20 protein-coding genes and 1 pseudogene are annotated in these 24,615 nt (G+C 41.2%); all 21 read left to right on the top strand.

All coding sequences use genetic code 11. The annotated features are described in order from the left end of the window. Positions 1 to 36: 36 nt before the first annotated feature. Positions 37 to 2,070 carry a flagellar biosynthesis protein FlhA gene (gene flhA / locus AC3ISE_RS09770; protein WP_489224036.1) on the top strand — a complete coding sequence of 678 codons (2,034 nt, stop codon included), beginning with the start codon at positions 37 to 39 and terminating at the stop codon, positions 2,068 to 2,070. Further along, positions 2,067 to 3,161 (top strand): flagellar biosynthesis GTPase FlhF, encoded by a 1,095-nt coding sequence (gene flhF / locus AC3ISE_RS09775; RefSeq protein WP_489224037.1) that lies wholly within the window; start codon positions 2,067 to 2,069, stop codon positions 3,159 to 3,161. Before flhA ends, flhF begins: the two co-directional genes overlap by 4 nt. Further along, a complete protein-coding gene (locus AC3ISE_RS09780; RefSeq protein WP_489224038.1) occupies positions 3,161 to 4,030 on the top strand; it encodes a MinD/ParA family protein in 870 nt (289 codons plus the stop codon). The genes flhF and AC3ISE_RS09780 overlap by 1 nt, the downstream gene beginning before the upstream one ends. Next, complete coding sequence (locus AC3ISE_RS09785; RefSeq protein ID WP_489224039.1) at positions 4,031 to 5,077, top strand: protein-glutamate methylesterase/protein-glutamine glutaminase; 1,047 nt, start codon at positions 4,031 to 4,033, stop codon at positions 5,075 to 5,077. A gap of 15 nt (positions 5,078 to 5,092) precedes the next feature. After that, complete coding sequence (locus AC3ISE_RS09790) at positions 5,093 to 7,093, top strand: chemotaxis protein CheW (RefSeq protein ID WP_489224040.1); 2,001 nt, start codon at positions 5,093 to 5,095, stop codon at positions 7,091 to 7,093. Positions 7,094 to 7,120: 27 nt separating this feature from the next. After that, positions 7,121 to 7,582, top strand: a complete 462-nt coding sequence (locus tag AC3ISE_RS09795; protein WP_489224041.1) for a chemotaxis protein CheW — start codon at positions 7,121 to 7,123, stop codon at positions 7,580 to 7,582. 11 nt (positions 7,583 to 7,593) lie between these two features. Beyond that, positions 7,594 to 8,223, top strand: a complete 630-nt coding sequence (locus tag AC3ISE_RS09800; RefSeq protein ID WP_489224042.1) for a chemotaxis protein CheC — start codon at positions 7,594 to 7,596, stop codon at positions 8,221 to 8,223. Between the two features lie 4 nt (positions 8,224 to 8,227). Then, the gene (locus tag AC3ISE_RS09805; RefSeq protein ID WP_489224043.1) at positions 8,228 to 8,725 is read left to right on the top strand and encodes a chemotaxis protein CheD; all 498 of its coding nucleotides are present in this window, start codon (positions 8,228 to 8,230) and stop codon (positions 8,723 to 8,725) included. 48 nt (positions 8,726 to 8,773) lie between these two features. Then, the gene (locus AC3ISE_RS09810; RefSeq protein ID WP_489224304.1) at positions 8,774 to 9,541 is read left to right on the top strand and encodes a FliA/WhiG family RNA polymerase sigma factor; all 768 of its coding nucleotides are present in this window, start codon (positions 8,774 to 8,776) and stop codon (positions 9,539 to 9,541) included. A 42-nt stretch (positions 9,542 to 9,583) separates the two neighbouring features. Beyond that, on the top strand, positions 9,584 to 10,057 hold the full coding sequence (locus tag AC3ISE_RS09815; protein ID WP_489224044.1) for a hypothetical protein: 474 nt from the start codon (positions 9,584 to 9,586) through the stop codon (positions 10,055 to 10,057). Positions 10,058 to 10,209: 152 nt separating this feature from the next. After that, positions 10,210 to 10,908: a 30S ribosomal protein S2 gene (gene rpsB / locus AC3ISE_RS09820; RefSeq protein ID WP_029281282.1), complete on the top strand. Its 699-nt coding sequence runs from the start codon at positions 10,210 to 10,212 to the stop codon at positions 10,906 to 10,908. Between the two features lie 171 nt (positions 10,909 to 11,079). Next, a complete protein-coding gene (gene tsf / locus AC3ISE_RS09825) occupies positions 11,080 to 11,961 on the top strand; it encodes a translation elongation factor Ts (protein ID WP_133311043.1) in 882 nt (293 codons plus the stop codon). Between the two features lie 148 nt (positions 11,962 to 12,109). Beyond that, positions 12,110 to 12,832, top strand: coding sequence for a UMP kinase (gene pyrH / locus AC3ISE_RS09830; protein WP_430005804.1), 723 nt, complete (start codon positions 12,110 to 12,112; stop codon positions 12,830 to 12,832). A gap of 2 nt (positions 12,833 to 12,834) precedes the next feature. Then, complete coding sequence (frr, locus tag AC3ISE_RS09835; RefSeq protein WP_223442395.1) at positions 12,835 to 13,392, top strand: ribosome recycling factor; 558 nt, start codon at positions 12,835 to 12,837, stop codon at positions 13,390 to 13,392. Positions 13,393 to 13,516: 124 nt separating this feature from the next. Continuing rightward, positions 13,517 to 14,290, top strand: a complete 774-nt coding sequence (uppS, locus tag AC3ISE_RS09840) for an undecaprenyl pyrophosphate synthase (RefSeq protein ID WP_489224045.1) — start codon at positions 13,517 to 13,519, stop codon at positions 14,288 to 14,290. Between the two features lie 15 nt (positions 14,291 to 14,305). Then, positions 14,306 to 15,100: a phosphatidate cytidylyltransferase gene (locus AC3ISE_RS09845; RefSeq protein ID WP_489224046.1), complete on the top strand. Its 795-nt coding sequence runs from the start codon at positions 14,306 to 14,308 to the stop codon at positions 15,098 to 15,100. 36 nt (positions 15,101 to 15,136) lie between these two features. After that, a pseudogene (gene dxr / locus AC3ISE_RS09850) lies at positions 15,137 to 16,283 on the top strand (1-deoxy-D-xylulose-5-phosphate reductoisomerase). A 15-nt stretch (positions 16,284 to 16,298) separates the two neighbouring features. Beyond that, entirely contained in the window at positions 16,299 to 17,561 is a 1,263-nt protein-coding gene (gene rseP / locus AC3ISE_RS09855) for an RIP metalloprotease RseP (protein ID WP_489224047.1), read from the top strand. 104 nt (positions 17,562 to 17,665) lie between these two features. Continuing rightward, positions 17,666 to 19,369, top strand: coding sequence for a proline--tRNA ligase (locus AC3ISE_RS09860; protein ID WP_489224048.1), 1,704 nt, complete (start codon positions 17,666 to 17,668; stop codon positions 19,367 to 19,369). A gap of 125 nt (positions 19,370 to 19,494) precedes the next feature. Continuing rightward, positions 19,495 to 23,796, top strand: coding sequence for a PolC-type DNA polymerase III (locus AC3ISE_RS09865; protein WP_489224049.1), 4,302 nt, complete (start codon positions 19,495 to 19,497; stop codon positions 23,794 to 23,796). Between the two features lie 320 nt (positions 23,797 to 24,116). Next, positions 24,117 to 24,590 (top strand): ribosome maturation factor RimP, encoded by a 474-nt coding sequence (rimP, locus tag AC3ISE_RS09870; protein WP_070877284.1) that lies wholly within the window; start codon positions 24,117 to 24,119, stop codon positions 24,588 to 24,590. Positions 24,591 to 24,615 lie beyond the last annotated feature (25 nt).

Consider the following 24,615-nt stretch of genomic DNA (forward strand, 5'->3'; position numbering starts at 1 on the left):
AGAGGATACTGGTTCTGTTTGAAAGAGAGGTTAACCATGCAAGCTCGAGATTTATCTGTTTTATTAAGTGTAATATTGATTGTTGCAATGCTGATTATTCCGTTTCCAACATGGCTGCTGAGCCTGCTTATCATGTTAAATATTACCCTCGCGCTTCTCGTTCTTTTAACTTCAATGAATATGAGGGAGCCCCTTGATTTTGCCATTTTTCCATCCTTATTATTGCTGCTCACTCTCTTTCGTCTTGGACTGAATGTATCCACGACGCGTTCAATTTTATCAAAAGGTGAAGCAGGCGGTGTTGTTGAAACATTTGGAACGTTTGTCGTAGGCGGAAATGTATTAGTTGGGTTTGTTGTATTCCTTATCCTGATTATCATTCAGTTTGTGGTTATCACGAAAGGATCAGAAAGGGTATCTGAAGTTGCGGCAAGATTTACTCTTGATGCGATGCCCGGAAAACAGATGAGTATTGATGCTGATTTAAATGCAGGCGTCATTTCTGAGCAGCAGGCCCGCACACGCCGTGAAAAAGTGTCCAGAGAAGCAGATTTCTACGGAGCCATGGACGGTGCGAGCAAGTTTGTAAAGGGTGATGCGATTGCAGGGATCATCATCGTGATAATCAATATGATTTTCGGAATCATTATCGGAATGATGCAGCTTGGCATGGGTTTTGGGGATGCTGCAGTTCACTTTACGATGCTTACAGTCGGTGACGGTATTGTCAGTCAAATACCTGCCCTGCTTATTTCAACTGCAACCGGCATAGTTGTGACAAGAGCTGCTTCTGACGGCAATTTAGGAACAGATATTACAAGTCAATTGTTTGCATATCCGAAAATGATGTATGTCGCAGCAGGAACCATTCTCCTGCTCGGCATATTTACACCGATTGGTTTATTTGTTACAGTGCCGATTGCTTCTGCATTTGGTTTCGGAGGATATTTTATTTCTAAATCGAAACAGGATCAGCTGAAATTAGAAGAAGAAGTGGAAGAGGAAGTCGAGATTGATGAAATGAAAACACCTGAGAGTGTCGTACAGCTGCTGAATGTGGATCCGATTGAATTTGAATTTGGATATGGTCTGATTCCGCTTGCTGACACGAATCAGGGAGGTGATCTGCTTGACCGGATTGTGATGATCAGGAGGCAGCTTGCGATTGAACTTGGACTTGTTATTCCAGTTGTGCGAATACGTGACAACATCCAGCTTCAGCCCAATGAATACAGACTAAAGCTAAAAGGAAATGAAGTAGCCAAAGGTGAGGTTCTTCTTGATCATTATTTGGCAATGGCGCCTGGAATTGAAGATGATTCCATTGAGGGGATTGATACGATCGAGCCCGCGTTTGGGCTTCCCGCCAAATGGATTAATGAAGAAAACAAGGATGCGGCTGAAATGTTCGGCTATACCGTCGTCGATCCTCCGTCTGTTGTTTCTACACATATTACTGAAACGATAAAACAATACGCCCATGAGCTCCTTGGGCGTCAGGAGACGAAACAGCTTATTGATCATTTGAAAGAGTCATATCCGATTCTCGCAGAAGAGGTTACACCATCTCCACTCTCAATCGGTGAAATTCAAAAAGTGCTTGCAAAGCTATTAAAGGAGAAGGTGTCGATTCGGAATTTGCCGGTGATTTTTGAATCTTTGGCTGATTACGGAAAAATGACGTCAGATACAGAATTATTAGGAGAATACGTCAGACAGGCATTAGCAAAACAAATTACAAGCCAGTATTCATCTGGTGAAACGCTAAAAGTAGTGACTCTTTCCGGAAGAGTTGAAAAAGCTGTTGCAGAAGGAGTGCAGCAAACTGAGCATGGAAATTACCTGTCTATTGAACCGGACATCTCTCAAGCTATTATTGAATCGATTGCAAAAGAGATCGAACAATTAGCTTTGCAGGAGCAGTCACCGATCCTTCTATGTTCGCCGGCTGTAAGAATGTATGTCAGACAATTAATAGACCGCTATTTTCCTCAGCTGCCTGTGCTCTCCTATAACGAGCTTGAGGCCAATGTGGAAGTTCAAAGTGTCGGGGTGGTGAATATCGCATGAAGGTAAAAAAATATATAGCTCCAAATATGCAGGAAGCGATGAAAAAAATTAAAAGTGAACTCGGTCATGATGCCGTGATTTTAAATTCAAAGGTCGTTCATACCGGTGGAGTCTTTGGTCTTTTTACGAAAAAAAAGATTGAAGTGATCGCCGGGCACGATCCGGATCCGCTGATTAATAGAAGTCATTTGAAAACCGGATATGTAAAAGACGAGCCTGCAGAGACACCGGCATATGAGATGAATCATGAGCAATCCCTGATGTCAGAGGTCCTTGAACTGAAAAAACTTGTGAAATCCATAAATATGAATGAACAGCAAAAGAATCTTCCTGCTCATCTGATAAAGCTGAATCAATTTCTTGAAGAAAAAGAAATAGGGTCTTCAGGCAGAATTGACATCCTTTCAGACTTCTCTGGTGATACGACAGATCCATCCGGATTACATTCAGAAGCAGTTAATGTGATGGAGAAAAAGATGGGACACCTGGCGTTTGGAGGAATCTCTTATCAAAAGAAATATATTAATGTTGTCGGTCCAACCGGTGTCGGAAAAACAACTACACTGGCCAAGCTCGCAGCTGAAAGCATGCTGAGAAAACAAAAAAAAATTGCTTTTATCACTGTGGATACATACAGAATCGCAGCAATCGAACAAATCAAAACGTACGCCAAAATATTAAATGCACCGCTTGAGGTCTGTTATTCACTTGAAGACTTTCAGAGAGCAAAAGAAAAATTCAAGGAAATGGATATGGTTTTTATTGATACCGCCGGCCGTAATTTCAGGAACCGGCAGCTTGTAGCAGATTTAGAGAAACTGATTGATTTCACCGAAGAAGTGGAAACATTCCTCGTGCTGTCGGTTACTTCTAAACTAAATGACATGCTTGAAATCTATGATAATTTCTCTTCCATTCAAATCGATAAAATCATTTTTACAAAGCTTGATGAAACCCATTCAAAAGGATCGATGTATGATTTTATCCTGTCTGCTGATAAAGGCGTTGCCTATATGACGAACGGACAGAACGTTCCGGATGATATCCTGATGGCTACCGCAAAACTGACAGCGGAAGAGATTTTGAGGTAATGGATCAGGCAGAGCAGTTAAGGCTGCAGTTACAGCAACTGAATAAAAATGATGCAAAATCCATTGCTGTCATCAGCGGAAAAGGCGGAGTCGGCAAATCGAATTTCACAATCAATTTCGCTATAAGGCTAGCAGAAAATGAAAAACGTGTGCTTGTTTTTGATTTGGATATTGGATATGGAAACATTGACATCCTTATTGGGCAATCTAGCTCTTGTTCAATACTAGACTTTTTTAATCGAAAAAAAGAGCTAAATGAACTGATACAGACTGGCCCTGGAGGTTTTGATTATATATGCGGAGGAACCGGATTATCATATTTGTTCAAAATGGAGAAAGCTCAATTCGATTCTTTCTCCGCTAAGCTTGAAGCGCTGTTTAAAGAATACGATTACATCATTTTTGATATGGGTGCCGGTATGACAGAGGAAAGCTTGAAATTTGTTTTGTCAGCAGATGAGCTGATCATGGTCACTACACCTGAGCCAACTTCCATTACGGATGCCTATTCAGCCATCAAGCAAATAAGCATGAATGATAAAAGCATCCCGATTTCCATTGTTGTGAACAAGGCTGATCATGCAAAAGCTGCACATCAGACATCTGTGAGAATGCAGGCTGCGATTGAACAGTTTCTTGATATGAAATCGTCATACGCAGGATGGATGCCGGATGACGGTTTTGTTTCACAGGCTGTAATCAGACAGATTCCATTTACTTTATTATTTCCCAAAAGTGCCGCTAGCAGGGCGCTGCATGAGATTGCTGCTAATTTCTTGGGCCGGGGGAAAAAGGACTCGGCTTTCCATCCAAAAACTGCTTCGTTTCTCTTTAAAATGTCGCAATTCATCAGAGGAGGCAGTTATTAAATGACAAAGATTAGGGTTCTGGTGGTAGACGACTCTGCCTTTATGAGAAAGCTGATCACCGATTTTCTGGAAGAAAGCGGCTTTATAGAAGTGGTGGCTGCAGCGCGCAATGGTCAAGATGCCCTGTCTAAAATCGGCCAATTGGATCCTGATGTCATTACGCTGGATATCGAGATGCCGGGATTGAACGGTCTTCAGATTTTAAAACGGATTATGGAGGATTTCCCAAAGCCTGTCATTATGCTGTCGAGCACCACAAAAGAAGGGGCAGATCATACCATTCAATCTCTGCAGCTTGGCGCGATAGATTTTATCGCAAAACCTTCGGGAGCGATATCTCTTGATCTCCATAAAGTGAGACAGGAATTAATTCAAAAAGTACAGACGGCAAGTCGTTCAAGCGTTAGAAAAATTAGTTCTATAAGAATTGAACCGATCAAACTAAATACTAAGACTTGCGTACACAGGAACAGTAAGCATCTCATCTGCATTGGAACTTCCACAGGAGGCCCAAGAGCTCTCCAGCAGGTATTGCCAAGACTGCCGGAAGATCTTGAAGCTCCGGTCTTTATCGTACAGCACATGCCAGAAGGATTTACTTCTTCTTTGGCTGCTAGACTGAATGCTCTTTCAGCCATAAATGTGAAAGAAGCAGAAGATGGTGAACTTGCTTTAAATGGAACAGCCTATATTGCGCCAGGCGGATTTCACATGAAGATTGCAGGGGATAAAAACGGGATAATCATCAGGCTGAATAAAGAAAATCCGCGGAATGGGCACAGACCCTCTGTTGACACGCTGTTTGAATCAATAAGCATGCTTGAAAATATTCATAAAGTGGCTGTTATTATGACAGGCATGGGGGCAGACGGAACAGAAGGGTTAAAGAAATTAAAGCAGTCAGGAGATCTGCATGCCATCTCAGAATCTGAAAAAACGTCGATTGTTTTTGGAATGCCGAAGAACGCTTTTCAGACAAAAGCAATTGATGCAGTTTTAGATGTACAGGATATTGCTGCTTTTATTATGAAATTTATTCGAGGCTAAGGGGAGTAAACTTAAATGGATATGAGTCAATACTTAGAGGTCTTCATTGAAGAAAGTAAAGAACATTTGCAGTCTTGTAATGAAAAGCTGCTGGAACTGGAGAAAAATCCTGCAGATTTATTCATCGTTAATGAAATTTTCCGTTCAGCCCACACATTAAAAGGCATGAGTGCGACGATGGGTTACAGTGATTTAGCTAATTTGACCCACCAGATGGAAAACGTGCTCGATGCCATCCGCAATGAGAAACTGCAAGTATCCGATGTCCTGCTTGATGCCGTCTTTCAGGCTGTTGATGACCTTGAGGTAATGGTTTTATCCATTGCTGAAGGCGGAGATGGAAAGAAAGATGTTAAAAACGTGATTGCCAAGCTGAAAAAGATTGAAACGGGTGAACATGAGAAAATGGAACATACAGACGAAGAATCATCCCTCACAACGATGAAAGAATTCGATGATTTTGAACGAACTGTCCTGCAGCAGTCAAAAGAGCAAGGCTTTCATACATATGAACTGACGATTCGATTAAGAGAAGATTGTCTCTTGAAGGCAGCGCGTGTTTTTATGGTTTTTGAAATAGCTGAAAAGCTTGGAGAAGTCATAAAATCTGTTCCTTCAGTTGATTTGCTTGAAGAAGAAAAATTTGATCAGCAATTTCAGCTCGCTTTTGTCACTAAGGAATCTGCAAATGAGATAGAAAGACAAATCATGAAGGTTTCTGAAATTCAATCTGTTGAAGTATCTCCGCTTTCGATTGATGAAAGATTGATAGAAAAAGAACCTGGTCAATATGGTGAAAGTGCTGCAAATTCCGAACAGATAGCTGCAAAAGATGAAGCAGCTGTTTCTAATGGAGCCGTACAAGCAAGTTCAAAAACGATCCGAGTGAATATAGACAGGCTTGACAGCCTCATGAATCTTTTTGAAGAACTTGTGATTGACAGAGGAAGGCTTGAGCAGATTTCAAAGCAGCTGAAAAATAACGAGCTAAATGAAACAGTGGAGCATATGTCGCGTATATCAGGAGATCTTCAAACGATTATCCTGAACATGAGAATGGTCCCTGTTGAGACTGTTTTCAACCGTTTTCCCCGCATGATCAGAAAGCTTGCTAAAGACTTAAATAAAAAAATCAATCTTGAGATTAACGGTGCTGAAACCGAGCTTGACCGGACTGTTATTGATGAAATCGGAGATCCGCTCGTACATCTTTTAAGGAATGCAATTGATCATGGAATTGAATCGCCTGAAACGCGCCTAAAGCACGGAAAGAGCGAAGAAGGCAAAGTCGTCCTTAGAGCTTATCACAGCGGAAATTATGTCTTTATTGAGATTGAAGATGACGGAAATGGCATCAGCAGAGAAAGAGTGTTAAAGAAAGCGATTGACAGAGCAATAGTATCAGAAAAAATGGCAGAGGCACTTTCTGATAAGCAGGTCTATGAATTGATTTTCTCTTCCGGGTTTTCAACAGCAGAAACGATATCAGATATATCCGGGAGAGGGGTTGGACTTGATGTGGTCAAAAACACCATCGAAGCTCTTGGAGGCTCGATTTCAATCGATTCCAGAGAAGGCGCAGGTTCCCTATTTTCCATACAGCTTCCCCTCACGCTGTCTATCATATCAGTCATGCTTGTGAAGCTTGCGAATGAAACATTTGCTATTCCGATTTCTTCAATCATTGAAACGGCCGTGATCAGCAAAGATGAAGTCATGAGTGCACATAATCAGAAAGTCATTGACTTCAGAGGCAGAATTGTTCCGCTTATCTCCCTTTCAGATGTTTTTGAAGTGCCGGCTGAAAAAGAAGAAGACTCCCATCTTGCAATTGTTATTGTAAAAAAAGGGGATAAAACGGCTGCACTGACAGTCAGTTCATTTATTGGCCAGCAGGAAATTGTTCTAAAGTCACTGGGTCATTACCTAAACTCCGTTTTTGCTGTATCAGGTGCAACGATACTCGGCGATGGACAAGTGGCTTTAATCATAGATTGCAACGCTCTTATCAAATAGTTTATTTATCGAATAGGGGATGTAGAAATGACGGATACAATCAAAAAACAGATGAAAATGATTGTTTTTCAATTAAATCACGAAGAATACGGAATTTCAGTCGATAAAGTGCGCTCTATTGAAAAAATACAGACCTTTACACGTGTTCCCGGAACAGAGCCTTTTGTTAAAGGGGTTATCAATTTAAGAGGTATTGTCACGCCAATTATTGATTTGCGCACAAGATTTAATTTGGAGCAGAAACCATTTACAGATAGTACAAGGATCATTGTTGCTTCTTTAGATCAATTTGAGGTTGGATTGATCGTCGATGCCGCTAATGATGTCATCGATTTGGCATTGGATGAAGTGGAACCTGCTCCTGAGGTTGTCGGTGCAGTAGAGGCAGACTATGTAGAAGGTATTGCTAAAATCGACAGACGCCTGATTATCATTCTTGATTTGAATAAAGTATTGGCAGCAGACAAAACGTTTGCCCTTCAATCTTAAGGATCTTGTGTATGAATGATTTCAATCAGCTTTCAGCTCTGCATTTAGATATTTTAAAAGAAGCGGGCAACATAGGAGCAGGTCATTCCGCTACAGCTCTTTCGGCTCTTTTAAATAAAAGAATTGAAATGAAGATTCCTGATGTCAGCCTGCTTTCATTTAATGAGCTTACAGAACGTTTAGGCGGACCAGAAATGGCTGTGGCTGGCCTTTATTTAAGAATTGAGGGGGATCTGCCGGGTTCCATGTATTTTATCTTATCCATTGAACAGGCTGAAAGATTCATCCGGAATTTGACGAAGGATCCAGGCTTTAACATAGAAAATATTGAACAGGAAGAAATCGGAACCTCTGCCCTTAAGGAGCTTGGAAATATCGTGACGGGATCATATTTGACTGCATTGTCAGACTTTACAGGTCTCAGTCTTTATCCATCAGTTCCTGGCCTTTCCATTGATATGTTCGCAGCCGTCATTACACATGGGCTGATCGAGCTCTCGCATGTGAGCGATTACGCCATAGTCATTGATACGGCTATCCAAGAGAGCGGCGATGAGAGCACAGAAGTGATTCAAGGACATTTTTTCCTGATGCCGGACCCGGACTCTTTTGACAAACTCTTCAAATCAATAGGAGTATAACAGCATGACTCAAATAGTGGAGATTGTAAAAGTCGGAATAGCGGAAAAAGATGTTGTAGAGCCGCCAAAGTGGATTCGCACTTCAGGCCTCGGTTCTTGTGTAGGGCTTGTTCTTTATGATGAGTTCAGAAAAATAGCAGGATTGGTGCATGTCATGCTTCCTGATTCAGCTCTCGCCAAGTCAGGTGTACAAAATCCTTCTAAATATGCGGACACCGCAGTCAAAGAACTAATCAGACAAATTATTTCATGCGGAGGGCGCCGAGGTTTGTTAAAAGCAAAACTTGCAGGCGGTGCGCAAATGTTTCAATTTCAGTCTGCAAACAGCACGATGCGCATCGGTCCAAGAAATGTTGAAGCCATACTCGAACAGCTTCATCAATTGCATATTCCCGTTGTCAGCATGGATGTAGGGGGAAGCAGCGGGAGAACAATCGAGTTTGATCCCGCTACCTGCATGTTGCATATAAGAACGGTCAATCAAGGATCTAAAACGATATAAAAAACACACCAGAAGTTAAAAATCACAAATCAGAAGGGGAGAAAAATGATACAAGCAGCAAAAATCGAAGAACAAGAGCATTGGGACAAATGGATTCACTTCCGCGACAATGATGCGTGCGATGCGCTGATTAAGAGATACATGCCGCTTGTAAGCTATCATGTGCAGCGCATCTCAGTCAGTCTGCCAAAATCAGTGAATAAAGAGGATTTAAAGAGCATTGGAATGATCGGGTTATATGACGCCCTTGAAAAATTTGATTACAAAAGAGATCTAAAGTTTGAAACATATGCTTCATTTCGGATAAGAGGCGCCATTTTAGACGGTCTCAGAAAAGAAGACTGGCTGCCGAGAAGCTCTAGAGAAAAAGCTAAAAAAGTGGATGCGAGTATAGAGCGTCTTGAGCAAAAGTATTTGCGGAACGTGATGCCCCGCGAAGTTGCAAAGGACCTTGAAATGTCAGAAGATGAAGTAACACACATTATGAATGAGGGTTTCTTTGCGAATGTTCTTTCTATAGACGACCAAAATCACGAGCACGATGAACAGGAGCACCATTCCAAAATGGTTCTCAAAGACGAGAAGTCAGTTTCTCCCGAGGAAAAAATCGTGAAGGATGAGCTGATTCAGCAATTAAGTGAAGTCATCATCGGCCTGTCTGAAAAAGAACAGCTTGTGGTCAGTTTATTTTATAAAGAAGAACTGACGCTTACAGAAATCGGACAAGTGATGGGGCTTTCGACATCGCGCATTTCCCAAATTCACTCGAAAGCGCTGTTCAAATTAAGAAATTTACTTGAAAAAATCATTCAATAATGAAGCAGCATAAGTCTTATACCAAGTGAGTGAAAAAAATATATGACAGCCGTTCTATTGATCATCAGCATGATTCTCCATGCTGCAGGATTTTATTTTATTGCCCTTTTATATTTAAAATATCAATCAGTTAAACAATCAGAAGAAAAGCAAGCAGCCATGCTTGAAGAAGCAGAGCAGTCGCTTGCAGCTTATTTGATTGAATTTAAGGAAGAGAATGAAAAACTGATAGCCGGAATGAAAATGGCTCAGCAGAAAGCTATTAATATAGGTAGAAACAGCTCTCACCCGCAAAAATCAGAGACAGAACCGGAAGATCCGGATTTTCCGGTTCTAAAAATAGCCCATGAAGATCAGCTGGAGTTATCAGATCTAATGGAAAAAGGTCACCCCGAATCAGAAGAGAAAAAGATCATTTCCCTTTATCAAAAAGGGTTTTCTTCTGAGGAAATCGCGAGAGAATTAAATAAAGGGAAAACAGAAGTTGAGCTTTTGCTTAAATTCCGTCAAAACTAGTCGATTTTTGCTTGCTTATGATCAATCCTTATGATATATTAATTTTTGGTGTTAATACACACGCCATAGATTTGGGCAATGGTGCTGTTTAAAACAGTTTTGCCTAAAGATGATATGTGCGGAGGAGCAAAAACCATTTAGGAGGAAATATCATGTCAGTCATTTCAATGAAGCAACTACTTGAAGCAGGTGTTCACTTCGGTCATCAAACACGCCGCTGGAACCCTAAAATGAAACGTTACATCTTCACAGAGCGTAACGGCATCTACATCATCGACCTTCAAAAAACAGTTAAAAAGGTTGAAGAAGCTTACCAATTCACGAAAGAACTTGCTGCAAACGGCGGTACAATTCTTTTCGTTGGTACAAAAAAACAAGCTCAAGATTCTGTTAAAGAAGAAGCTGAGCGTTCAGGCATGTACTTCGTTAACCAACGCTGGTTAGGCGGAACGTTAACAAACTTTGAAACAATTCAAAAGCGCATCAAACGTCTTAAAGACATCGAAAAAATGCAAGAAGACGGCACTTTCGAAGTACTTCCTAAGAAAGAAGTTGTTCAGCTTAACAAAGAGCTTGAGCGTCTTGAAAAATTCTTAGGCGGAATCAAAGATATGAAAGGTCTTCCTGATGCATTGTTCATCATTGACCCTCGCAAAGAGCGTATTGCAGTTGCTGAAGCTCGTAAATTAAACATTCCGATCGTTGGTATCGTTGATACGAACTGTGATCCAGATGAAATTGATTACGTAATCCCTGCAAACGATGATGCAATCCGTGCAGTTAAGCTTTTAACTTCTAAAATTGCTGATGCAATTCTTGAAACAAAACAAGGTGAAGAAACAACTGCTTAATTAGGTAAAGTAAAGGTGATAAGAGGGGAATGCCTTTTATCACCTTTTTTAAAGAGGCTCCATTCTTCGGGAGGAGCCGCCTTTTAATCATGCAAAGCAAACAGCATTCATTTATGAATGAAAACAATACATAACGCCGATAACGGCCACATAATAAGGAGGAAAACTCTCATGGCAATTACTGCTCAAATGGTAAAAGAACTTCGCGAAAAAACTGGTGCAGGCATGATGGACTGCAAAAAAGCTTTAACAGAAACAAACGGTGACATGGAAAAAGCAATCGACTTCCTTCGTGAAAAAGGAATCGCTTCTGCATCTAAAAAAGCAGACCGCGTTGCTGCAGAAGGCTTAGCACTTGTTAAGTCTGAAGGCAACGAAGCTGTTATCCTTGAAGTAAACTCAGAAACTGACTTCGTAGCTAAAAACGAAGGCTTCAAAGAACTTCTTGATGCACTTGCTTCTCACTTGCTTGCTAAAAAACCTGCAAACCTTGATGAAGCTATGACTCAAACAATGGACAACGGATCAACAGTTGCTGATTTCATTAATGCTGCAATCGCAAAAATTGGTGAGAAAATCACGCTTCGCCGCTTTGAAATTGTGACAAAAACAGACAGCGACGCATTTGGTGCTTACCTGCACATGGGCGGACGCATTGCTGTATTAACTGTTCTTGAAGGAACAACAGAAGAAGAAACTGCGAAAGATGTTGCTATGCATGTTGCTGCAGTTAACCCTAAATATATCGGACGCGACGCTGTAAGCGAAGAAGAAGTAACTCGCGAGCGCGAAGTATTATCTCAGCAAGCTCTAAACGAAGGCAAGCCTGCTAACATCGTTGAGAAAATGGTAGAAGGCCGTCTTGGCAAATTCTTCGAAGACATTTGCCTTCTTGAGCAAAGCTTCGTTAAAAACCCTGATTTAAAAGTTAAACAATTCGTAGAATCTAAAGGCGCTTCAGTGAAGAGCTTCACTCGCTACGAAGTTGGCGAAGGCATTGAAAAACGCCAGGATAATTTCGCTGAAGAAGTTATGAACCAAGTCAAAAAATAATCAGGTCTGTTCCGCCTGCTGAAGCAAAAACTTTAGCAGAAGACAGAAATGAGTAAATGAAAGACAGGGAACACACATCTGTGTTCCCTCTTTTTAAAAAATCATTTACACGGTACTTAGATCTATTGGAAAAGACTTGGAGGTCATTATGAGTAAACCTAAATATAATCGTATTGTACTTAAACTAAGCGGTGAAGCTTTAGCTGGAAACGACAGCTTTGGCATAAAGCCTGCCGTTATTCAATCCATTGCTAAACAAGTAAAAGAAATTGCAGAACTGGATGTTGAAGTTGCTGTTGTAGTCGGCGGCGGAAACATTTGGCGCGGTAAAATCGGCAGTGAGATGGGCATGGACCGTGCGACGGCAGACTATATGGGGATGCTTGCTACTGTCATGAATTCACTTGCTCTTCAGGACAGCCTGGAAACGTTTGGAATTCAAACTCGCGTTCAAACTTCCATTGAGATGCGTCAAGTGGCTGAACCGTACATAAGAAGAAAAGCAATCAGACACCTGGAGAAAAAACGGGTTGTCATCTTTGCTGCCGGTACAGGAAATCCGTATTTCTCTACTGACACAACAGCTGCACTGCGTGCTGCAGAAATTGAAGCTGATGTCATTCTGATGGCAAAAAACAACGTCGACGGAGTTTATACAGCCGATCCTAAAAAAGACGCAACAGCAGTTAAATATGAAACACTTTCTTATCTGGATGTATTAAAAGAAGGATTAGAAGTAATGGATTCAACTGCTTCATCACTATGCATGGACAATGATATTCCGCTTATTGTCTTCTCAGTTATGGAAGAAGGAAATATTAAACGTGCAGTATTAGGCGAAAATATCGGAACTATTGTAAGGGGGAAATAATCATGGCAAAACAAGTGCTATCACAAGCGAAAGACAAAATGGAAAAAGCAGTATCTGCATTTAACAGAGAGCTTTCTACTGTCCGTGCCGGACGTGCGAATGCATCATTGCTTGATAAAATCGTTGTAGACTATTACGGTGCTCCAACACCTGTCAATCAATTAGCTTCTATCAATATTCCTGAAGCAAGATTGCTTGTTATCCAGCCTTATGACAAAACAGTCTTAGGCGAAATTGAAAAAGCGATTTTAAAATCAGATCTTGGTTTAAATCCGACAAATGACGGATCTTTAATTCGTCTTGCTATTCCTGCACTTACTGAGGAACGACGCAAAGAGCTTGCAAAGCTTGTTAAAAAATATGCTGAAGAAGCGAAAGTTGCTGTCCGCAATGTACGCCGCGATGCAAACGACGACTTGAAAAAGCTTGAAAAAAATGGCGAAATCACGGAAGACGAGCTTCGCAGCAACAATGACAATGTTCAAAAAGCAACAGATGATTTCATCAGCAAAATTGATGCAATTGCAAAAGATAAAGAAAAAGAAATCATGGAAGTTTAAGAAAAAACTCTGTACAATGGAATTGTGCTTAAAAGACCCTCTAATGTTTACAGGGGGTTTTTTTGTTAATACTGTTAACATTGTTGCAGTATATGAGACCGCAGAATGGTGATGGAGGAATCACATGCTTGGCAAATTGAAAAAATGGAGAAATCCTAACCGCGAGCAATCGGAATTCTCAAAAGAAGAAATTCTGAAACGGGAAATTCCGGAACATATTGCAATTATTATGGATGGAAATGGCCGCTGGGCTAAAAAAAGAGCTCTTCCCAGAATTGCCGGACATCATGAAGGCATGAAAGTTGTCAGAAAAATAACGAAGCTTTCTAATGAACTAGGAGTAAAAGCCTTAACCTTATATGCTTTTTCTACAGAAAACTGGAAGAGGCCAAAAACGGAAGTGGATTACTTGATGAAGCTGCCTGAAGAATTTTTGGGAACATTCTTGCCGGAACTTGTAGAAGAAAATGTGCAAGTGAGAATTATAGGAGAAGAATCAAAAATTCCGGAACATACACTTCGCGCTGTGCAAAAGGCAAAGGAAGATACGAAAAATAATAATGGTCTTATCCTGAATTTCGCTCTGAATTATGGCAGCCGAGCTGAAATGATTCATGCAGTTCAGGGAATTGTGCAGGATGTTGAAAAGGGCAGCATCAGCCCTGAAGACATTAATGAAGCATTATTTTCACAATACTTAATGACAAAAGACATGAGAGATCCGGATTTGCTGATTCGAACAAGCGGAGAAATCAGGCTGAGCAATTTCATGTTATGGCAGCTTGCATATTCTGAATTTGTCTTTACAGACGTGCTTTGGCCGGACTTCAGCGAAGATCATTTACTTGCAGCCATTGATGAATATCAGCATAGAGGGCGAAGATTTGGCGGTTTATAAGATGAAGGTGACAGAGTGAAACAGAGAATTATAACTGCCTTAATCGCTTTGGCCGTTTTTTTGCCGGCCGTCATTTATGGACGCGCTCCTTTTACTATTTTTATATACTTATTAGCTTCCATCGCCCTTTATGAACTGCTGAAGATGAAGCGAATTACGATATACAGTGTACCGGGGCTGCTCAGTTTATTATTGCTTTGGGTTCTATTAATCCCCAGTAACTACATAAACTTATTAGATGAATACAGCATAACTAAAATAGAAATTGCATTGCTTGGTGTCCTGTTTTTCTTATGTTATACCGTGGTGACTAAGAACAGATTTTCCTTTGATGATGTAGGATTTACCATTATAGCAACCATGTACATCGGTATCGGATTTTTTTATTTTATTGAAATGCGAAACATTGGCCTTTATTCAATCTTTTATGCCCTGCTGATTATTTGGGCTACAGATTCAGGTGCTTATTTTATCGGAAAATCAGCAGGTAAAAGAAAGCTGTGGCCGGAAATAAGTCCAAACAAAACGATAGAGGGATCTTTTGGAGGAATCTTCTGCGCCGTCATTATCGCGTGGATCTTTCAATATTTTACTGCCTTTGCAGACTCCTATTTTAGCATCACGCTAATCACTGTTTTGCTGTCCATTTTTGGACAAATTGGGGATTTGGCCGAATCAGCTTTAAAGCGTCATTATCAAGTAAAAGATTCAGGGCATATCCTGCCTGGACACGGGGGAATCTTGGATCGCTTTGACAGTCTGATCTTTGTATTGCCGATCATGCATTTCTTGTTTTTGTTTTTTAACTGAATAGATTATCTGTGACAAACGAATGGGAGTGACATGGTGAAGAAGATTAGCTTATTGGGTGCAACAGGTTCAATTGGTCAGCAAACACTGGATGTAATTAAATGTCATCCCGATCAATTTCAGCTTGTTGCCATGTCTTTTGGAAGTAATTTGGAGCTTGGAAGAAAAGCGATTTCAGATTTTTCTCCAAGTCTAGTAGCTGTTAATGATTTTAACGCATATTCACAGCTGAAAGAAGAATTTCCGAACATAACATTTACATATGGTGCCGAAGGCCTTATAGAAGCAGCTGTACTCTCCGAAGCTCAAATTGTGGTTAATGCAGTTGTTGGAAGTGTCGGTCTAATGCCTACTTTAAAAGCAATTGAATGCAAAAAAACGATTGCGCTTGCAAATAAAGAGACCCTGGTTACTGCCGGACATCTTGTAACAGAACATGCAAGAAAATATGGTGTGGATCTTCTTCCGGTTGACAGCGAACATTCCGCTATTTTTCAATGTCTGCAGGGTGAAAATCCTAAATCACTGGAAAGGCTGATCGTGACAGCATCCGGCGGAAGCTTCCGCGACAGAAAACGTGAAGAGTTAGCAGATGTAACAGTCGACGAGGCTCTCAATCATCCGAATTGGTCCATGGGTGCTAAAATCACAATCGATTCTGCTACTATGATGAACAAAGGTCTTGAAGTGATTGAGGCACACTGGCTCTTTGATTTGCCGTACGAAAAGATAGAGGTACTGCTTCATAAAGAAAGCATTATTCATTCGATGGCAGAGTTTCATGACCGAAGTGTGATTGCGCAAGCTTGGATCTCCGGATATGAGAGTCCCCATTCAATATGCCTTATCCTATCCAGAACGATTGCCGCTTTCATCAACTAAGCAATTAAATCTGTGGGAAGTAGGCAAGCTTCATTTCGAGAAAGCGGACTTTGAAAGATACCGCTGCTTACAATTTGCGTATGATTCAGGTAAAATAGGCGGTACAATGCCAACTGTGCTGAATGCAGCAAACGAAGAAGCAGTCGGAGCATTTTTAAAAGGCCAAATTGCCTTCCTTCAAATTGAAGATCTCATAGAAAAAGCTTTGACAAAACATAGTGTGATATCAAACCCGGATTTGCATATCATTCAAGAAGTGGACAAAGAGACGAGACAATTTGTTCAAACATTATATTCATAAAGGTGGTCATGAAACGTGAATACCGTTTTAGCGTTTGTTATTATTTTTGGAGCACTCGTATTCTTTCACGAGCTGGGACATTTAGTTTTAGCAAAACGGGCAGGTATTTTATGCCGTGAATTTGCAATTGGGTTTGGACCGAAGATCTTTTCTTTCATGAAAGATGAAACTGTCTATACCATCAGACTCCTTCCCCTTGGCGGATTTGTCCGCATGGCTGGTGAAGATCCAGAAATGATAGAAGTGAAGCCTGGATATAATGTAGGTTTGCTGTTTAATAAAGAAAATAAAGTTGAAAAAATCATCCTTAATAATAAGGAAAAATATCCGCGTGCAAGAGTTATTGAAGTAGAACAGGCTGATCTTGAACATAAAATGTTCATTTCAGGTTATGAACAGGGCGAAGAGGATGAAATACTGAAAAACTTTGAAGTGAGCGAAAAATCTTTCTTCATTGTAGATGGTTCTGAAGTTCAAATTGCCCCTTATAACCGCCAGTTTGGCTCGAAAACGCTTGGACAGCGGACAGCGGCGATTATTGCTGGACCGCTGATGAATTTTATTTTAGCGTTTGTCCTATTATTCTCCCTTGGATTTATTCAAGGGGCTCCAATTGATGAACCGATTTTAGGGAAGCTGACGCCGGACGGTTCAGCTGTAGAATCTGGACTTAAAGAAGGCGATGAAATTACATCCATTGAGGGAAAAGTAATGTCTTCATGGAAACAGGTCGTTTCTGTTATTCAGGCAAATCCAGAACAAGAACTGACTTTTGCCATTAACCGCGGCGGTCAAAACCTTGAAGTGGAAGTAGTCCCTGAAGCGAGTAAAGTAGGGGAAGAGACGATTGGCAGAATCGGAGCTTATAACCCTGTTGAAAAATCATTCGTCGGATCATTGAAATATGGAGTAACGGAAACATTCAATTGGACAAAGGAAATTGTGCTGGGACTTGGAAAATTGGTCACTGGACAGTTTTCGATCGACATGCTTTCAGGTCCGGTAGGAATTTATGACATGACAGACCAGGTCGCAAAAACAGGCATCATCAATTTAATGAGCTGGGCTGCCATTCTGAGCATCAACTTAGGTATTGTCAATCTGCTTCCGATTCCTGCACTGGACGGAGGAAGACTATTATTCTTCCTTGTAGAAGCGCTGAGAGGGAAACCGATTGACCGCCAAAAAGAAGGCGTTGTCCATTTTATCGGTTTTGCCTTATTGATGCTGTTAATGCTGGTTGTCACATGGAATGATATTCAAAGATTCTTTTTATAAGGCTTAGCTATGACCTGAGAGGGCGTTATCATTTTTACTCAGACCGTCCTCTCTTTTTCTTAAACTGACTTTTAAAATGTATAAATAGATAGAGGTGCTTGAAGATGAAACAGAGTATGACATTTATTCCTACTTTAAGAGAAGTGCCTGCAGACGCTGACATTAAAAGCCATCAGCTTTTATTGCGTGCAGGCTTTATGCGGCAAAATGCAAGCGGGATTTACAGTTACTTGCCGCTTGCTTCCATTGTCCTGAAAAAAATTGAGCAAATTGTGCGTGAAGAAATGAATCGTGCCGGGTCATCCGAACTGTTAATGCCTGCACTTCAACAGGCAGAGCTTTGGCAGGAGTCTGGCAGATGGTATACGTACGGCCCTGAACTAATGCGGATGAAAGACCGCCACAGCCGTGAATTTGCGCTTGGTGCAACACATGAAGAAGTTATCACTTCTCTTGTCAGAGACGAAGTAAAATCGTATAAAAGACTGCCTTTGAACCTATTTCAAATTCAATCTAAATTCAGAGATGAAAAACGTCCTCGTTTCGGTCTGCTTCGCGGCCGTGAATTTATTATGAAAGACGCCTATTCTTTCCACGCATCTTTTGAAAGTCTTGATGAGGTCTATGAAAAAATGTTCCAGGCATACAGCAATATCTTCTCGCGCTGCGGCTTAAATTACCGTGCAGTCATCGCAGATTCCGGTGCAATGGGCGGGAAAGATACGCATGAATTCATGGTGCTCTCAGATGTAGGAGAAGATACGATTGCATACTCCGATACTTCCCAGTATGCTGCAAACATTGAAATGGCTCCTGTCATTAATCAATATGAAAAAAGCGGCGAAGAAGCTCAGAGTCTTGAAAAGGTGGAAACACCCGATCAAAAAACAATTGATGAAATTTCTGCGTTCTTAAATACAGCTAAAGAACAATTAATTAAGTCTCTTCTGTTCAAAGTGGATGAGAAATTCGTATTAGTTTTAGTGCGCGGAGATCATGAGGTTAATGACATTAAAATTAAAAACTTATATGGAGCTTCCATTGTAGAGCTTGCATCGGCTGAAGAGACAAAGCAGGCAGTCGGCGTGCTGCCGGGCTATGTAGGTCCTGTTGCAGTCAGCTCAGAAGTGGAGATTATTGCAGACATGGCCGTTCAGGCTATCGTAAACGGTGTGTGCGGAGCGAACGAAGAGAACTATCATTACACAGGCGTGAATATTGAACGTGATGCAAACGTATCTCAATTTGCTGATTTGAGATTTATTGAAGAAGGAGACTTATCTCCTGATGGACAAGGCATCATTCAATTTGCAAAAGGCATTGAAGTAGGTCATGTATTTAAACTTGGCACACGCTACAGTGAAGCCATGAATGCGACGTTCCTGGATGAAAACGGCAGAGCGCAGCCGATGATCATGGGCTGCTACGGTATTGGAGTTTCGAGAACACTTGCAGCCATCGTCGAGCAATACAACGATGAAAAGGGCATTGTATGGCCTGCAGCGGTTGCTCCGTTCCAGGTTCACATAATTAGTGCCAATGCAAAAAATGAAGTTCAGTCTGAATTAAGTGATAAATTATATGCAGATCTTAAAGAAGCTGGATTTGAAGTCCTGTACGATGACCGGATTGAACGTGCAGGCGTGAAATTTGCAGATTCAGATCTTATCGGCATCCCAGTAAGAGTCGTGGTCGGGAAACAGGCTGCGGACGGAATCGTTGAAGTGAAGGTCCGCAAAACAGGTGAAGGAATGGATGTTGCATTGTCTGATTTAACTGGCACCATTTCCAATTTATTATCCAATTAAAAAACATGAAGCTCTGTTTTATTCATGTTATGATAAGTAAGTGAATAAAACATTTAAAGGTACCTCGCAAAGAGCGAGGTACCTTCAATTATGAGGATCGATTATTGTAAGAGGGGACGGTTAGAATGGACGAACTTTCGAAAGCTCAAAAAGAGCGATTTCAGCTGCTGCTTCAGCAAATCGATTTAACAGACGATGCTGTTTTTAATCATTTTAAAAACGGTGCGATCACAAAACTGACAGTCCATAAGCTGTCAAAGAAATGGGAATTCCAATTTTCATTTGACCGGATCCTTCCTTTTGAAGTGTACCGGATTTTTTATGCGAAATTAACAAAATCATTTTCGCATATAGCTGATGTATCATTTAAAATTACCGTTAATGATCAAACATTTGATGAAAATTTAATTGCAGACTATTGGTCGGTTTGTGTCCAGGAAATGCAGGGGATTTCTCCCCCTATGCTCTCTTTATTAAATGAGCAAATTCCTGAAGTACAGGGATTAAAGCTGATTGTAAAAACGAGAAATGAAACCGAAGCAATGGCCATCAAGAAAAAATACACATCGGTTCTTCAGGACAGCTTTGCACAATATGGCTTTCCTCTCATTCAGCTTGATACGACCGTTAATATATCAAAAGAAGAAATTCAAAAGTTCCAAGAGCAGAAGAAGCTTGAAGATCAAGAAAAAATGATGCTTGCCATTACAGAAATGGATAAGAAAGATCAAGAACAGGAGGCTCCTCAGGGTCCTCTGATGATCGGCTATGCCATTAAGAATGACGAAGAAATTAAACAGATCAACACGATTGAAGATGAAGAGCGCCGCATCACCATTCAAGGATATGTATTCGATGCCGAAACAAGAGAACTCCGCAGCGGACGAACATTATGCACGTTTAAAGTAACCGACTATACAAACTCCATTTTAGTAAAAATGTTTGCCCGGGATAAAGAAGACGCAGTTCTTCTGCAAACACTGAAAAAAGGTATGTGGGTTAAGGCTCGCGGCAGCATTCAGAATGATACATTTGTAAGGGATTTAGTCATGATTGCAAATGATATTAATGAAATCAAGCCTGAAATTCGTCAGGATACGTCTGATGAAAAAAGAATAGAGCTTCATTTGCACACTCCAATGAGCCAAATGGATGCTGTATCATCTGTCAGTTCTTTAGTCGGACAGGCAAGTAAATGGGGGCATCCTGCTGTAGCAATCACTGATCACGCTGTTGCACAGTCGTTCCCTGAAGCGTATTCTGCAGGCAAGAAAAATGGCATCAAAGTCTTGTACGGTGTAGAAATTAACCTGGTTGATGACGGAGTGCCGATTGCTTATAACGGGCAGGATCGGTTTTTGCCTGAAGCAACCTATGTCGTATTTGACGTAGAGACAACCGGTTTATCAGCTGTATACGATACGATTATTGAGCTTGCAGCCGTTAAAATCAGAAACGGCGAAATCATCGACCGTTTTGAGTCGTTTGCAAATCCTCATCACCGTCTATCAGCGACAACAATAGAGTTAACCGGCATTACAGATGATATGGTGGCAACAGCGCCAAATGTAGACGAAGTGCTCCGCAGGTTCAAAGAGTGGGCAGGAGACGACATTTTGGTTGCACATAATGCAAGCTTCGATATGGGCTTCTTAAACGTTGGCTATAAACAGCTGCTTGGTGCGGGTAAAGCAGCCAACCCTGTCATCGATACTCTTGAACTCGGCAGATTTTTATACCCTGAGCTGAAAAGCCACAGATTAAATACACTTGCCAAAAAGTTTGATATTGAGCTGACTCAGCATCACCGTGCTATTTTTGACGCGGAAGCAACAGGATATCTTCTGCTCAGAATGCTGAAGGATGCTGCTGAAAAAGGAATTGAGAACCATAACCAGCTTAACGATAATATGGGTCAGGGCAATGCTTATCAGCGGGCTCGTCCTTATCATGCGATTCTGCTTGCCCAAAATGAAATTGGCTTAAAAAACTTGTTTAAACTTGTTTCGCTTTCTCATATTGATTATTTCTACCGAGTTGCACGAGTGCCGAGATCTCAGCTCACTAAGCACCGTGAAGGGATCCTTGTCGGCTCAGCCTGCGACCGCGGGGAAGTGTTTGAAGGCATGATGCAAAAGTCTCCAGAGGAAGTGGAAGATATAGCCGCTTTCTATGATTACATTGAGGTGCAGCCTCCTGAAGTATACCGCCACTTAATTCAGATGGAGTATATAAAGGACGAAATGGCTCTCAAAGAAATCATCACGAACCTTGTGAATCTTGGCGAAAAGCTTGAAAAGCCGGTCGTTGCAACCGGAAACGTACACTATCTTCAGCCGGAAGATAAAATTTACCGCAAGATTCTAGTAAACTCTCAGGGCGGTGCGAATCCGCTGAACCGCCACGAGCTTCCAAATGTTCATTTCAGACCAACGAATGAAATGCTCGATTGCTTCAGTTTTCTCGGGAAAGAGAAAGCACGTGAAATTGTCATTGACAATACACATCGTGTAGCAGAATTAATTGAAGAAATTAAACCTATTAAAGATGACCTTTATACACCAAAAATTGATGGTGCAGACGATGAAATCCGTGAAATGAGCTATAGCATGGCCAGAAGCATTTATGGCAGCCAGCTTCCGGAAATCGTCGAAGCAAGACTTGAAAAAGAACTGAAAAGTATCATCGGCCACGGCTTTGCCGTTATTTACCTGATTTCGCACAAGCTTGTTAAAAGATCTCTTGATGATGGATATCTTGTTGGTTCAAGGGGCTCTGTCGGATCATCCCTTGTTGCTACCATGACGGAGATAACAGAGGTTAACCCGCTGCCTCCGCATTATGTTTGTCCTGACTGCAAGCATTCAGAATTCTTTAATGATGGATCAGTAGGTTCGGGGTTTGATCTGCCGAATAAGGACTGTCCGGAATGCGGAGCAAAATATCATAAAGATGGTCATGATATACCGTTTGAAACGTTCCTTGGATTTAAAGGAGATAAAGTACCTGATATCGATTTGAACTTCTCGGGAGAATATCAGCCGAGAGCGCATAATTACACGAAGGACCTTTTTGGGGAAGATAACGTGTTCCGCGCCGGAACCATCGGTACAGTCGCTGAGAAAACAGCATACGGATATGTGAAAGGCTACGCGGGCGACAACAACTTAATGCTCAGAAATGCAGAAGTCGACCGTCTTGTTCAAGGCTGTACAGGTGTAAAAAGAAATACCGGCCAGCATCCGGGCGGAATCATCGTTGTGCCGGATTATATGGATATATACGATTTTTCACCAATTCAATTTCCGGCTGATGCAACGGGTTCTGAATGGAAAACAACTCACTTTGACTTTCATTCCATTCATGATAATTTGCTGAAGCTTGATATTCTGGGACACGACGACCCGACAGTGATCAGGATGCTCCAGGATCTTAGCGGAATTGATCCGAAAACGATTCCGACTGATGATAAAGAGGTAATGAAAATATTCAGCGGGACAGAATCCCTTGGTGTAACAGAAGAACAGATTATGTGTAAAACCGGTACACTCGGAATTCCGGAATTCGGTACCCGCTTTGTCCGTCAAATGCTTGAAGACACAAAGCCGACTACATTTTCTGAGCTCGTGCAAATATCCGGACTTTCCCACGGAACGGACGTATGGCTTGGGAATGCACAGGAATTAATTCACGATAATACTTGTACGCTGAGCGAAGTAATCGGCTGCCGTGATGATATTATGGTTTATTTAATCTATCAGGGGCTAGAGCCTTCATTTGCTTTTAAAATTATGGAGTCTGTGCGTAAAGGGAAGGGACTTACACCGGAAATGGTGGAGGAAATGAAAAAGAATGAGGTGCCTGACTGGTACATCAGCTCATGCCTCAAAATAAAGTACATGTTTCCGAAAGCCCATGCCGCAGCATATGTTTTGATGGCTGTCCGGATTGCCTATTTTAAAGTGCATCATGCCCTGCTTTATTATTCTGCTTACTTCACAGTCCGTGCCGATGATTTTGACATTGAAACGATGGTAAAAGGCTCAGAGCCAATTAAAGCAAAAATAGTTGAGATTAATCAAAAAGGACTTGAGGCATCACCTAAAGAAAAGAGTTTACTGACAGTTCTTGAACTTGCCCTAGAAATGTGCGAGCGCGGCTATTCGTTCCAAAAAGTAGATCTGTACAGATCCAGTGCCACGGATTTCCTGATTGACGGGAACTCTTTAATCCCGCCTTTCAATTCCATTCCAGGGCTCGGAACCAATGCTGCAATAAATATCGTAAATGCAAGACAGAACGGAGAATTCCTCTCCAAAGAGGACCTTCAGCAGCGCGGCAAGGTGTCTAAGACAATTATTGAATATCTTGACAAGCAAGGCTGTCTCGAGTCGCTTCCTGATCAAAACCAGCTGTCTCTGTTTTAATTTTTTTGACAGACCTGTGAATTGGGAAATATTCACTGAATCTTTTCAGGAGAAAAATCTTGCAATATCTCCTGAAATGCCTTACGCAGTTTGATTTTAATTTGCAATAAATGGCCGGTTATGTTATATTTTTTATGGAAATGCTAACGATAGTTAGAGGCAGAGAGTGGGGCAACCCACTCTTTCGTATTGAGTAGAGATTTTATTGTCTCTTCATTCGGATCGCGTGTTGTGTACATACATTCCCTGCTCAATATGAAGCAGGGTTTTTCAGCAACTAATAGTGTCATATTTGCTTCTATTTCACAAGGAGGAACGGGATGAGCAAAAAAGTTACTGAAATCGTAGCAGAATTAGCTATGCCGATTTTAGATGAATTAACATTGGAATTAGTGGATGTAGAGTTCGTAAAAGAAGGAAAAGAATGGTTTTTGCGCGTATTTATAGATTCAAGTGACGGAATCGACATTGAACATTGCGCGATTGTCAGCGAAAAATTAAGTGAAAAATTAGATGAAACAGATCCAATTGAACAAAATTATTTTCTTGAAGTTTCATCGCCTGGGGCTGAGCGACCGCTTAAGAAGGACTCTGACTTCACAAAATCAATCGGCAAAAATGTTTATATTAAAACATATGAGCCTTTTGAAGGCTCAAAAGTATTTGAAGGAGAGCTTACTGCTTTTGACGGTGAGCATGTTATTGTGACGATCTTAATTAAAACACGCAAAAAACAAATTCAAATACCTTACGAAAAAATTGCCAGTGCCCGGCTCGCTGTCACATTCAATTAAATAAACTGTTAGATGGATAAGGGGG

The sequence above is a fragment of the Metabacillus sp. KH_069 genome, from assembly GCF_057838075.1.